This is a genomic window from Enterococcus sp. LJL120 (assembly GCF_054871765.1).
The window spans coordinates 206,765-220,053 of record NZ_JBTXLV010000003.1 but is presented as its reverse complement, the minus strand read 5'-3'; the positions used below and the strand labels follow the sequence as shown (position 1 = coordinate 220,053).

Genomic DNA, 13,289 nt, shown 5'->3' with positions numbered 1-13,289 from the left:
CTGACTTACTCCTTTATCTCAATTGTTTTAATTTCATAGGGGCGCAAGTTTTCAGTGAAATCGCCCCACGGCTCCTCCAATAAATTCAATAGTTGAACAGGTTGGTGGCCATTTTTTTCAATTTTTACAGCAGCCTCTTGAGCACTTAAATTATAGCCCCGCAAAATTAAAGCCTGATCACTTTTCCGTCGTTTCAACGCCGTCACTTCAAATAAGTGGCCATCAATTTCCAAAAATTGCTCTGCAGTCGCTAAGTTTCCTCCATGAATTTCTGTTTGTGCCGTTACAAATGGCACTTGGACATTATGGGCCTGTTGATAGGTAGCGTAGCGGCTGGCCGGTTTTCCATGTAACTCAATCCCATAGCTGAAAGTCTGCTCGCCCAGACATTGAGCTTCCGGTGTTGGGAAATAACCCCAATCGCCTAATTCACCGACACAACGCAATAAAGTCACCGCAATTGTATCCTCGACAATCTCATATTCTGTCAGACCAAAGTTAGAAACTGTTACACCAAAGTTTTCATCATGGAGATTAACAAAGGCATGCTGATGTTGTGGATTAGTCGGATTCTCCCAATTTTTTGAAACTTGATTTGGACGAGCAACAGTTTCGTAAATACTGTCTGCCTCATGGGTTTGCGTCTGAATCGTCGTTGGAAAAAGCACCCGCAGCCGATGATCTTTGGCTTGATTATTGACTTTAGTTTCAAAATTGATTCTCTTGCTGCCAGCTTCAAGGGTTATTTCAGTAGTTAAAGTAAACGGCATTAACTCCTGCGAACGCTGAGCCTTTCGATAACGAAAATCAACGACCATTTGCTGTTCTAAAGTCAACAAATCTTCGGCGGATTTTGGAATTGCCAGCTCATGGGTCAAGCGAATTTTACCGCGCAAAGGCGTGTCTTCAACTACTTCAATATGATGTTCAAAGGACGTCGATAAAATGGCCTGATCATTTTTTGGTTGTTTAAAAATATACTCATTGGCAATATCACCAACATCTTCAAAAACCAGCAGATTTTCCAGTTTCCGATTCAACTGTTTATCCTTTAAGCTCACAGAACCATCTGCTTCAACAGTCAATTTTACTTGATCATTTTCTAAAACTCGGCCGCTTTCTTTAACGATAGCCGGGCTGGCCAGTTGGTTTTGCCCTTCCACTAAGGCAAAGGTTTCCCAGGAAAAAGCGTTCAATTCTGCTATTTCAATGGTCACAGTCACATATTTTTCCATGTAGGGAATTCTGAAACGATCTTTTGGTAGATCGTAATCAAACCGAATCTGCGCTTCACTGATAACGGCCGGCACAACTTTTCCTTCAGCATTGATTACCTGATAGCTTTTGTTCTTTTCTTCGGCTAGGGTTTGATAACCCTCAGACGGATATTGTTCCTTAAAGGTGATACGTTTTATTTCGATGTCGACTTGTGCTGCGCCGTGCTTTTTAGAGCCGGCGGTATTGAACACAATAAATGGAAAACTGTCTACAGGAAATTTGCTCGTATCAATGGCTCCAGCTAATTGATCAGTGGCTTCTGTCGCTAAATATTTGCCAACTTCATTGGCTTTTTCAAAGCGGGGCAGCATTTCCCGATGAACTTCATCGACTGAACAGCCGCAAATGCTATCATGGGGATGATTTTGCATCAAAGTTTTCCAAGCGTAGTCCAGTTGGTCATGGGGATATTCACCCGTCACGCTATAGGCCATCGCCGCTAAGGGCTCCGTGATATTTTCTAATTGACGGCTGACTAAAGTATTCCACTGCTTTAAATAAATTCTTGCAGAAGCTGTATTGGCCAGAGTAAACCAGCCGTCGGTTTCTTGACTAGTTAATTCACCGCTAACTTGGCCAAGGTCTGCCGGTAAATCTTGTTGGGTAGCCGTTAGATAATCCGTAAAGTTTGAGTGAATAAACTCATAATCTGGATACAATTGATTCGCCAGAGCAATCGCTTTTGAAATGTCCTTTTGAACCGGTTGATGATCAACACCATTCATCATCAACAGATGATTGGTTGAAGCATAGCGTTCAGCCTCTTTAAGTTTTTGGTCCCAGAAAAGTTTAGCGGCTGTCGCTTCGGCAGGAATTTCATTGCCGTTACTGTACCAGTTGGCAAATAACAAACCAAAAATTTTACTACCATCAGGACCTTCCCAATTCATTTCAGAATATTGGGAAGTATAATTATCTGCTAGCACTTCATTGTCAAAGCCAATTGGTTTCACTCCCCGACCGAAAGCCGCTGCTTGTAAATTGGCCTGTTGCATCATTTGCGGAGTTTGACCCATATTACCAAAAGTATCTGGGAAATAGCCCAGCATCACCGGCGTCCCCCACTTTTTGCTTTCCTCCATACCAATCAGCATATTCCGCACATTGGATTCAGCACTGATTAAAAAGTCATCCTGCAAAATATAAAAGGGGCCAATTTGTAATTTGCCGCTGTCAATTGCCCGCTGTACCTCTGCTCGTCTTTCAGGGCGAACTTCTAAATAATCATCTAAAATAATTGTTTGCCCGTCTAAATGAAAGCTGCTGAAATTTGGGTCCGTTTCAAATAAATCCAATAAGTCATCCATCAATTGGACTAAGCGCATATGATGCTGCTCGTAGGCCATATACCATTCACGATCCCAGTGGCTGTGGGAAATAATATAAACTTTTTTCTTCATATCATAGCTCCTGCTGTCTTTAATTTTTTCTTATTTTTCAACGCGAATATCAAAATAATCCATCACCAATTCACAAAACATCATATTGGCCCAAGAGAACCATTCACGGGTGTATTGATTAGGATCATTCACATCAAAGCCTTCATGCATCAAATGAGTTCCGCCATCGGTTGCTACCAACTGATTTAAAATGCGGATTTTTTCATTTTTATCCTTGGTAGTCATCCCCTCCATAGCTAAGGCAATCGGCCAGACATAATTTTCCGGTGTGTGGGAGGAACCGATTCCGCTGGCAAATTTGCCGCTATAAAAATAGGGGTTTTCTGGACTCAATAAAGTTTTTCTGGTAGCCAGATAAGTCTCGTCATCGACTTGACCATAGCCTAAGTAAGGGGCTGAAATTAAATTCGGCACATTGCTATCGTCCATCACCGTAGCGTTCCCTTGTCCATCAACTTCATAGGCAAAAATCGTTTCACCCGCTTGATTTTTCGTGTGGCCAAATTTTTCTATGCCGGCTTGAATAGCTTCTTTCAATTTTCTTGCTCTAATCATTAACGCTTCATCAGGGATTAGCTGACTAAAAATTTCTTCTAAATAACCCAAGATAACAACGGCAAACATATTGGAAGGCACTAAATAACCGTATTGACAGGCATCGTCACTTGGTCTAAAGCCAGACCAAGTCATCCCAGTGGGTACTACTTTAGCACCTCGGCCGTCATTGATTAAAGTATCCTCTTGGCGTGTGGTATCCCGTTCAAACACATAAGGTGATTGATTGTGATCTTGCTCCGTTTCAAATACGGTTAGGATTTTTTTTACTCCTTCAAGGAAATCTTCATTGAATTGGTCGGTTCTGCCAGTATTTTTATAAACAAGATAAGCTAGCTGCACAGGATAACAAAGGGAATCAATTTCATATTTCCGTTCCCAAATCCAATCGTTCATCTCAGTGTGGTCGCTTTGGTGTCCAGCGTGATTGGCCGTTTCATTAAAGGCGTTAGCATAAGGATCGATATTGATATAGAAAAATTGTTTCTTCACTAGACCGGCAATCATCGCGGCTAATTCTTCATCTTCCTTGGCGACTACTAAATAGGGACGAACTTGAGCGGTTGAATCCCGTAGCCACATCGCTGGGATATCACCGGTTAATAAAAAAGTAGTGCCGTCTGTTTGACGCTTAACAGTCGTTAACAGGGTGTTGGCAAAGGCTGCATTAAAATTTTCTGCCCAATCGGCATGCTCTGTCCCACATTTTTCAGTAATTGTTTGCATAAAATTCTCAACTGATTTTGGTATATCTTTGTAAGCCATTTTATTAAATCCTCCATAATTTGATATATCATTAATTCGTTTTTGATTATACGATAGAAAAATCACTTTGTCTACGCTTTCAAAAAAGTTTTTTTGGGTATTTACAGGAAAAATAAATGTGATAAGATAGAAAATATGATATATCAAATAGGAGGAGCTATGGAACCTTTATATCAAACCATTTTAAATGATCTAAAAGAAAAGATTCTCAGTGGAACCTTACAGCCGGGTAGCCAAGTGCCTACCGAAAAAGAATTATCCGATAGCTATCAGGTTAGCCGCATTACTTCTAAGCGGGCGTTGACCGAACTGGAGCAGCTGGGGTTGATTGAACGGACCCGCGGCAAAGGTAGTTTCGTTAAAAAAACCACACAAAAAAAAATAACCACCAAACGAATTTTATTTTTGCTGCCTTTTTCCAATGACCTTTCTTTAGGTAATTTTTCAGAAGGCCTACTACCGATTGTTCAGGCAGAAAAATTCGAAGTGATGATGACCAATTTTGATTTTCTAACGAGCCATCATGCCCACGAAATTACCCAAGAATTCGACGGCTTGATTTATTATGCTGATGATGAAAATCAGCATTTAGATTTATTATTTGAACTGTCACTAAAACAATTTCCAACAATTATCTTGGATAAGCAGCTGCATGATTTAAATCTGCCGGCAATTTATTCTGATAACTCAGCCGGTGGGCAAGTTGCCTGCGATTACTTGATTGCATTAGGACATCGAAAAATTGCTTATATCTTTGGCAATGACCGGCTACCCCAGTCAACCCGCCAGCGCTATCTCGGCTACATTCGCAGCACGAATGAACATCAGCTGAGCTTCCATACTACTTTAGAAGATCAGCGGGCAACTTTAAACAATCTTTTGGAATATGTCACAACCAATCAGATTACCGCCCTAGTTTGCGAAAATGATTTGGTGGCCATTGAAGCGATGCGGATTTTAAAACAAGGGGGGCTTCAATTACCGGAGGAGCTGTCGGTGATTGGCTTTGATAATATTCAAGCCGCGGCCTTGGTTGATCCTAGTCTCAGCACCATCTCGCAAAATTTTAAGGAAATCGGGGCGCTGGCCGGTCAAGCCCTCATTACTTGGATTACAACTGGTCAAGTACCAGTCAGTCAAAAAGTCCCCATTCATTTAATTACACGTCAATCGACAAAGGAGCTTATACATGATTGAAACAATTGATACCCGCCACGGAACAGCTAATCAGCACAGCTTTTCAAACGGAAATTGCCTGCCTTATACTGGCGTCCCCTTTGGCATGAATTATTTTGCAGCGCAAACGACGGATCAAAAAGGCAGTTGGTGGTTCCATCCCAATGACCGCATCTTTCAAGGCTACCGCTTGACCCATCAGCCAAGTCCTTGGATGGGAGATTTTAGTCATTTTCTTATGACACCTTATAGTGGAGAGTTAAGCGAGCTCTCATTGTTTCACGCACAAAGTTCCTATCGTCCAGAAGAGGCGACCTTTGCTCCCTATCAACTTATTATTCAGCAGCTGCGTTACAATATTACCTCAACGCTAGTGCCGAGCATGTATGGCGCTGCCCTTGAAATTAATTATTCAGAAGAGCAAAATAATCTGCTCCTGACTTTTCCAGGCTTGAAAGACCTAAAACAAATTAATGATCATGAGTTGCGGGCTAGCCTGGTCAATTTTAGCGGCTGTGAAGACCCAGATTTTACTTTTTATTTGACCTTCCATTTTTCTGAACCGATTGTGGCGCTGACTAAAAAAAATCAAGAAGAGCAAACTTTGGTTAGTTTGGCTTTTGGCACTATTCAAAAACAATCTATCCATTTAGCGACTTCCTTTATCAGTCAAGAGCAGGCTCAGCTCAATCTTGAAAGGGAAAAAGAACTTACCTTAGCTGATTTCCGTCAAAGGAGCCAAGAAGAATGGCAGTCTTATTTTAAGCGAATTGAAGTCGAGCATACTGATCCAACTCATACAAAAACCTTTTATCACAATTTATACCGGACTTTCTTGTTTCCTCAGACTTTTTATGAGCTAGATGCAGACAACAAAAAAATCCACTATGATACAGTGGGCCGACAAGTCAGAGCCGGCAGTTTATACACCAATAATGGCTTTTGGGATACCTACAAAACGGTTTATCCCCTGTTTTCTTTAATTGCTCAAGAAAAATTCGCTGATATGCTGGTGGGTTTTTTAAATAGTTATCAAGAAACCGGCTTTTTACCAAAATGGTTATCTCCGGATGAACGAGGACTAATGCCTGGTACTTTGATTGATGCCGTGATTGCCGATGCGGCTGTTAAAAAGATTCGCCCAGATTTAATGCCTCATTTTTTAGAAGCGATGAAAAAAGGTGCGACGGTGCAAAGCGACAACACTAATTATGGCCGCCAAGGGACGCTGGATTACTTAAAATACGGATACGTGCCAAGCACTTATCATGAATCGGTTAACCATACTTTAGATTATGCCTACAGTGATTTTTGTATCAGTCAAGTGGCTCAAACTCTGCAGGAGACGGAGACCGCTCAAAAATATGCGGAGCAAGCCTTAAACTACCGCAATATTTTTGATCCGAAGGTCGGCTTGATGCGGGCCAAAGACCAAGCAGGAAACTTCAGAGCTGATTTTTCACCGATTCGGTGGGGCAAAGATTATGCCGAAGGCAGTGCATGGCAAAGCAGCTTTGCTGTCTACCAAGACTTTGCCGGTTTAGCCCAGCAAATGGGCGGTCCCTCTGCCTTTACTGAAAAATTAATTACTCTATGCAATCAAGCGCCAAAATTTGATGTTGCCGGCTACGGTTTTGAAATTCACGAGATGAGTGAAATGGCCGCCATTGAATTTGGTCAGCTGGCGATTTCAAATCAGCCGAGCTTCCACTATCCTTATCTGTTTAGCTATGTGGGCCGTCCTGAAATGGCCCAGCCCTTAATCAAAAATTTACTAACAGAATGTTTTAGTGCGGGGATTGACGGCTATCCCGGTGACGAGGATAATGGCAGCACCTCAGCTTGGTACATCTTTAACTCGCTGGGCTTTTATCCAGTCACTCCTGGCACCGGTGAATATGTGATTGGCATGCCGCTAGTAAAAAAAGCGGTCGTACATTTATCTAATGGCAAAAAATTGACAATTAGTGCAACTCCCAATCAGCCGCAGCAACAATTTATCCACCAGACACTGCGAAATAATCAACCTTATCAAAAATTATTTTTCAGTCATGAGGACTTAATGGCCGGTGGTGACATTCAATACCAACTGGGAATTGTGCCAAATCCGCTGAATTATCAAGCGGCAGATTATCCCTTCTCCTTGACTCAAAATTAATATTTTTTGTAAAAAAATAGCCGAGCACTTTAGCGACAGTTCCTGATTACAGCGGGCCTTTAGATGGCCCTCTTGCGGAATTTGATAAAGTCTTCGGCTTTTTGATTTTTATAATGCTGCGCCTATTTTAGATTCTTGTGACAAAATACCATGGGCTTGGCCCTCAATAGCTGGCTATAGCATAGAAACTGACTGTAACACAGAACTTGTTTTCAAGAAAAATTTCTTGTCCCTAATATCCTACCGTTTCAAAAACTAAACAGCTGCCCTTCGCTTCAATCTATTGTTCTTATCAGATTTCTCCCCAGAGTTTCACAACCATTTTCCCTCTTGTTTGACTTCAGAATAATCCGTTAGATATTGTTCTCTAAATTCCTTTGGCGTAATACCATTGAGTTTTTTAAACATCTTGGAAAAATAATTGGTATTGTTGTAGCCAATTGCCTCCGCAATTTCATTGATATTTTGATTGCTGTAGAGTAATAGCTGTTGGGCCCGCTTAATTCGAACTTGGTTTAAATACTGGGCGAAGCTGCTATGAAGCTCTTTTTTAAAGAGCTGACCTAAATAAACTGCATTTAAGTGTAATTCATCTGCGACATTTTTCAAGTTGAGCTCTTGTTGGTAGTTTTTTCGAACGATTTCAATTACCTGCTGACTTACCTCAGACAGCTGCTTTTCCACCGGTTGTTCACTAACCAGCTGCAAAAGTTCTTCTAAGACCTTTTTCAGTTGATATAGAGTCGTACTGCTGCGAATCTTTTGAATCGTCGCCTCATAGACCGCTTTAGTAATCACCGGATATTGACGAGAAATATCCGCAAATAATAAAAAGGCAATGTAGCGGGCATTTTCTGGCCGCAGATGCTGACTTTGCACCTCTGCAAAAATTTTATCCAGCTCCTGTTGAATCGTCTTGGCATCGCCAATCATTAAGGACTTATTAAAACCGAAAAAGGAAAATTCTGGTTCGGTCATTTCCTCCAGCATGTCTAAATGCTGGTTTGGCAAAAGCTCAGGATAGAATTGGTTCAGCTCTTCAATCTGCAGAACCTTTTCATAACTTTCATACACATTTTCCCAGTCTTGAACGGTCTCCCCTGGATAGATAATGATGTTTTCGTTGAACCGGCGTTTTAAATCCGCTAAAAAGAGCTTAAAGCCAGTGGTTGCCCCTTGAAAAATAATTGTCAGCTGTTGGTCTTGCTGAGGCCCGCTAGTAATCAAAAGCTTTTGCCCCTTAAGCTTTAATTCCTTCATCAAAAGCAGCAGCTCTTTTGCTGTTCCCGTTATCTTCACAACAGTAAAAGGACCGGTAGTTTTCAGCATTAAGTTATCCATTAGTTCAAAGAATTCATGCTCGCTGAGTTCATCATTTAACCAGCGGCTGATGGAACTTTCTGTATACAATTTTTCCTGTTCTTTACGATATTGTTTATCGTCTAGTTCCTGACGAATTTTTTTGACAATTTCCGTCAGTTCTTCTTTGTCAACCGGCTTGACTAAATAGTCCTTCACCCCTAAGCGAATGCCCTCTTTGACGTATTCAAATTCTTGATAGCCTGAGAGAAACACCGCTGAAAAATCATAGCCTAAAGCGTAGGCTTCACTAATCATTTGAATGCCGCTTAATTCTGGCATCGTAATATCGCTGATTATTAAATCCACCGGTTGCTCTTTGAGATATTCTAACGCTTCACGACCGGTACGGGCAGTCTTAACAATCTCAAACCCCAAATCCTGCCAAGGAATAATCTGTTTAAGCCCTTCTAAAATCATGTATTCATCGTCAACTAGCATGGCTTTATACAAGCTGTTTCCCTCCTTTGATACGAATGGTGATGGTTGTTCCCTGTCCCAATTCGGAATTGATGGTCATAGTAAAAGCCTCACCGAAAAAGTGCTGCAGCCGTTCATAGAAATTTCTGAGGCCAATCGAAGTGGTGAGCGGTGCCTCTGTTGCCGCTAATTTTTCTTGTAGCTGGCTCAAAGCTGGCTGACTCATACCTTTACCGTTATCGATCACCTTGATGACAATATCCTCTTTTTCAAAAAAGGCCTTTAAGCTGATGGCATTATCATTGCGGGTGTAGTCAATGCCATGAACAAAATAATTTTCCACTAAAGGTTGCAAACTAAATTTAGGAATAATTAATTCCTCTAGTTCCGGCGCAATCGTAAAGCGGTAGGCTACACGATCAGGATAGCGCATCTGATAAAGATAAACGTATTTTTCGCAAAAAGATGTTTCCTTCTTCAAAGAGGTGGTTTTCTCCTGAGTGGTATTGTTTCGCAATAATGCAGAAAAGGCGTAGACAACATCCGCCAGTTCATCTTGTTGCTTACTTAAGGCATACATTCTGACATATTCCAAGGTATTGTATAAAAAGTGCGGGTTGATTTGCGATTGCAACGCCCGCATGTGGGCATCCCGTTGTTTAATTTCCAGTTCATAATTGTCTTTGATGTATTGATCTAAGCTTGCAATCATAAAATTAATCGCTTCGGAGAGATCAAATAGCTCATCTTGAACTTGTGCGACATCAATGCGCTCAGCTAGATTTCCTTCGGCAACACTGTGGGTGATGCCGACAATCGTTTCAATTTGCTGGAAGTAGCGATTAAAAGTTCGTTTCAATGTATAGAGTAAAATCCCTGCTAACGCCGTCCCCAAGAGAATAATTAGATTAAAAATTTGCAGATTTTTTGTCCACAAAACCTTTTTACTGGCAGTTAAGACATAGGAATTATTTTTACTGGTTTCTTTTTCCAGTACGTAATATTTTTTCTTAAAAGTTGCTGGAATCACATCTTCTTGAATGCCCGTCAGCAACGCTTGGTACTCATTTGCAGAAACCTGATGCTGTGAAGAAAACATCACTTGATCAGCGGCATCAAAGATATAAGCGTCAATTCCTTCTGTCACCATGGTCTCAGCAAAAGTTCCTAAAACAGCCGCCTCTGAAAAGACTCCGTAAATCTGCCCGACAATTTGTGAGGTGTATTGATCAATAATCGGTCGATTGACAATAAAACCACCGGAAGGGGCGATTTCCCCCTGTGCTTTGACGCCGTTGTGATTTATCCGGTCAGCCTTCAGATAATTTTGCGAATCCTCCAGAGTGACATACAGCTCGTCTAAATCCGGAAAGGCTGTAAACAAGCCGCTGACCGTTGAAGAGATGCTGGTATCTTTTTGGTACTCCTCCCAAAATTTTTCAGTGTAGGTAAAATACTCTGAAGGAGACAGCGTTAAATACTTACGGACATTGTCAATTGCCGTGTTGGAACTAGCCAATTCCATATATAAAAAGCTCATAGTATTGTCCTTATCCATCACGTAGCTGTTAATCCGGTTTTCTAAAATGACCATCTCCGCCTGCAGTTTTTTGTAATTGGAATCCGTCGTAAAAACGCACAAAGCAGCCACCATTAGCAGGATGATTCCCACTAACAGAAGGCTGTAAATTTGCATCAAACGATTCATTAAATATTTTTTTTTGCCAAATCGAGGCCACCATTTACCCATGAGCCGCCAACTTTCTTTCTACTAATGTTCGACTTTCTTTGGTGGCATAGCCGCTCCAAATAATCAATAAAGCAAAGGTAGCAAAAAGTACCAATCCTTTGAAAAGCCAAGTGATAAACAGGATACTGACAACACCAAAAAGAATTTTTAGAAAAGTCCCAAAGTTTAAAAAAACACTAACGAAAGCTAATTTTACCACATTTAAAAGGGAAATGTCATAGCTGGTTTGATAAAGCGTGACATAGATAAATAACACACTGACTAAAAGAATGGTAAAAAACAAGGCAAAATCAATCACCAGCCACACCAGTCCTTGAATTTGTACTGACAGGTACAAATTGTAGCTTAACAGACTAATGATTCCAAAAAATAAGAGAAAGTGCTGATTGCCTCGTTTAAAATTCATTTTCCAGCCGGCTAAAAATTTTTTAAAAGTAATCTCTTGATAGTTGAGGCCGTGTTCTGCTAATAAGTCGTTCATCGTTTGAAAGGCTGGTCCGACACCTAGCAAAATCCCGCCCATCAGAGAAAATAGGATAAAATACAAATTCAATTTAATAATCATCCACAATACATAAAAAAGACGTTGAATACCGCTGCTTTCCATTTTGTTCCCTCCATTGTTCTTCGAAATATCCAGAGACTGTGACACAAGCCTTTCAACAGATGCAATCCCGAACAATCTTGTATTTGCTTTTGTGATTCAATAAGTCCACGCCGCAAATTCATATTATCAAGCAGCTCTAACTCGATAATCTTCATCAAGTTCAATTCTGTTTTAACTAATGTCATAGTCTCTAGCTATTTACAAATAGCTAATAGTGTTTTTTCGCCGATTGACCGGCTACTGCGGGAATTTGCCAATGAATTTCCCGCAGCAGCCGATAAGTCAGCTTGCTTCATAAAGATAGTTAAAACCTACAGTATTACTTAATTTATTGACTAGTCTTGGTTAGCAACAAACTCATCTAATTGCGCTTGCATTTTTTCCTGAACATCGCTCCAGCCAGCTTCTTCTAAAGCATCAATTAATTTCGGTAGATTTTCCTCTGGATCAATTGAGCCGGTATTTAAATTCGCCCGGTAGCGATTCATTACGTTCATGATATTCGTTAATTCTGTTTTAAAATCATCTGTTTTTACATTGAAACCAAGAATTGGTGAGGATTCAGCATTTTCAATACTTTGGTCCCGCTCAGCAATCATTTCATCCGTCACTGTATCTGCAGTGTATAAAATCATGTTGTTCCCGGTATTCCAAGCTGCCATGTGGGTTTTTGGCTGATACCCATCTAAAACTTCAACTTTATCATCGCCAACTTTTTCCCAGGCTTCTCCTTCAATGCCCCATACCAAACCGTTTAATAATTCTGGGTCAGTGTTTAAAAGATTTAAAAATTCAACTGACTTTTCTTTATTTTTTGAAGTGTTTGACACGACAAAGTTCGCCATCTGCGCTTGACTAGTTGTTTGCAATTGAGTAGTCAACGGACGAGAAACTAATGGCTGACTTGCTGCTTGTGTCAAAATTGTATCACCGTAATCCAATGGTCCTTGGGTTTCTTCCCGCATAAACCAAGTATTGCCTTCTAATGGATAAGCTTGCGTACTAGTTGCGGCATCCGTTGGAATCAATCCTTCTTGATACCATTCATGTAAAACTTTTAAAGTTTCTTGGAAATCAGCATCGGCATATTGATTGATAATTTGTGGATCGCCTGCTGCATCTAATTTCACAGCAAAAGGATAATCTTTACCTAATGGATAATCATAAGCACCTGAAGCTTTAAAATCTTGACCAATCGCAAAGGCTGCAATATTCGGCTCTTTTTCTTGGAATTGTTTCAAGACTTCCGTTGCAGATTCATAAGAACCGTCAACTCCGCTGATATCTAAATCATACTTGTCGACATATTGCTGGTTAAAGGTTAATACTTGTTGGCCCCAAGTATTGCCATAAACTGGAATCGCATACAATTTGCCATCGACTTCATTGCCGACTTTATACATTTCCGGCAGCTGATCCATGTACTCTTTGGCATAGGTTTCTGCTAAATCCGTTAAATCCGCAAAGGCGCCTTTTTGGGCATTTGCAACATATTGAAAGGCGAAGGCAATATCATAACTTTCTCCTGAGTTGATGATGGTCGGCATTTTTTGCTCCCAATCTCCCCAGCTGATATATTGCAAATCAATCGTCACACCGATTTTTTCTTCAATCTGCTTATTGGCAATCTCCATTAATTCGTCATAATTATCAGGTTTGTCTCCGACTTGATACATTAAAAGTGAGGTTGAACTGCTTTCTCCTTCTGCAGTACCTTCAGTGTCGCTGTTACCACACGCAGCCAAGCCTAATGTCAATGAAGCTGCCGCTGTAATCCCCAATGCTTTCTTCCACGTTTTCATTATTTTGTCCACTTCCTTC

The 13,289-nt window shown here is 40.8% G+C and carries 8 protein-coding genes; 2 read left to right on the top strand and 6 right to left on the bottom strand.

The genetic code is table 11. The annotated features are described in order from the left end of the window. Window positions 1-5 precede the first annotated feature (5 nt). The gene (locus ACYSNU_RS06310; RefSeq protein WP_461736345.1) at window positions 6-2,678 is read right to left on the bottom strand and encodes an alpha-mannosidase; all 2,673 of its coding nucleotides are present in this window, start codon (window positions 2,676-2,678) and stop codon (window positions 6-8) included. Between the two features lie 30 nt (window positions 2,679-2,708). Next, a complete protein-coding gene (locus ACYSNU_RS06305) occupies window positions 2,709-3,998 on the bottom strand; it encodes a glycoside hydrolase family 125 protein (RefSeq protein ID WP_461736344.1) in 1,290 nt (429 codons plus the stop codon). A gap of 159 nt (window positions 3,999-4,157) precedes the next feature. On the opposite strand from ACYSNU_RS06305, the gene ACYSNU_RS06300 reads away from it, so the two are divergent. Together ACYSNU_RS06300 and ACYSNU_RS06295 are read left to right on the top strand one after the other, a co-directional pair. After that, window positions 4,158-5,195, top strand: a complete 1,038-nt coding sequence (locus tag ACYSNU_RS06300; protein ID WP_461736343.1) for a GntR family transcriptional regulator — start codon at window positions 4,158-4,160, stop codon at window positions 5,193-5,195. Continuing rightward, window positions 5,188-7,332: a GH92 family glycosyl hydrolase gene (locus ACYSNU_RS06295; RefSeq protein ID WP_461736342.1), complete on the top strand. Its 2,145-nt coding sequence runs from the start codon at window positions 5,188-5,190 to the stop codon at window positions 7,330-7,332. The genes ACYSNU_RS06300 and ACYSNU_RS06295 overlap by 8 nt, the downstream gene beginning before the upstream one ends. Before the next feature lie 312 nt (window positions 7,333-7,644). Here ACYSNU_RS06295 and ACYSNU_RS06290 read toward each other — a convergent pair whose 3' ends face one another. The 4 genes from ACYSNU_RS06290 to ACYSNU_RS06275 form a co-directional block, all read right to left on the bottom strand. Further along, on the bottom strand, window positions 7,645-9,144 hold the full coding sequence (locus ACYSNU_RS06290; protein WP_461736341.1) for a response regulator: 1,500 nt from the start codon (window positions 9,142-9,144) through the stop codon (window positions 7,645-7,647). Beyond that, complete coding sequence (locus tag ACYSNU_RS06285; protein WP_461736340.1) at window positions 9,137-10,861, bottom strand: sensor histidine kinase; 1,725 nt, start codon at window positions 10,859-10,861, stop codon at window positions 9,137-9,139. Before ACYSNU_RS06285 ends, ACYSNU_RS06290 begins: the two co-directional genes overlap by 8 nt. Next, the gene (locus ACYSNU_RS06280) at window positions 10,854-11,468 is read right to left on the bottom strand and encodes a YesL family protein (protein WP_461736339.1); all 615 of its coding nucleotides are present in this window, start codon (window positions 11,466-11,468) and stop codon (window positions 10,854-10,856) included. The genes ACYSNU_RS06285 and ACYSNU_RS06280 overlap by 8 nt, the downstream gene beginning before the upstream one ends. Before the next feature lie 335 nt (window positions 11,469-11,803). Continuing rightward, entirely contained in the window at window positions 11,804-13,270 is a 1,467-nt protein-coding gene (locus ACYSNU_RS06275) for an ABC transporter substrate-binding protein (protein WP_461736338.1), read from the bottom strand. Window positions 13,271-13,289 lie beyond the last annotated feature (19 nt).

What these genes read in the sequence shown, in the direction of transcription:
- ACYSNU_RS06310 (WP_461736345.1), bottom strand. Translation starts at nt 2,678, where the DNA reads ATGAAGAAAAAAGTTTATATTATTTCCCACAGCCACTGGGATCGTGAA.
- ACYSNU_RS06305 (WP_461736344.1), bottom strand. Translation starts at nt 3,998, where the DNA reads ATGGCTTACAAAGATATACCAAAATCAGTTGAGAATTTTATGCAAACA.
- ACYSNU_RS06300 (WP_461736343.1), top strand. Translation starts at nt 4,158, where the DNA reads ATGGAACCTTTATATCAAACCATTTTAAATGATCTAAAAGAAAAGATT.
- ACYSNU_RS06295 (WP_461736342.1), top strand. Translation starts at nt 5,188, where the DNA reads ATGATTGAAACAATTGATACCCGCCACGGAACAGCTAATCAGCACAGC.
- ACYSNU_RS06285 (WP_461736340.1), bottom strand. Translation starts at nt 10,861, where the DNA reads ATGGGTAAATGGTGGCCTCGATTTGGCAAAAAAAAATATTTAATGAAT.
- ACYSNU_RS06280 (WP_461736339.1), bottom strand. Translation starts at nt 11,468, where the DNA reads ATGGAAAGCAGCGGTATTCAACGTCTTTTTTATGTATTGTGGATGATT.
- ACYSNU_RS06275 (WP_461736338.1), bottom strand. Translation starts at nt 13,270, where the DNA reads ATGAAAACGTGGAAGAAAGCATTGGGGATTACAGCGGCAGCTTCATTG.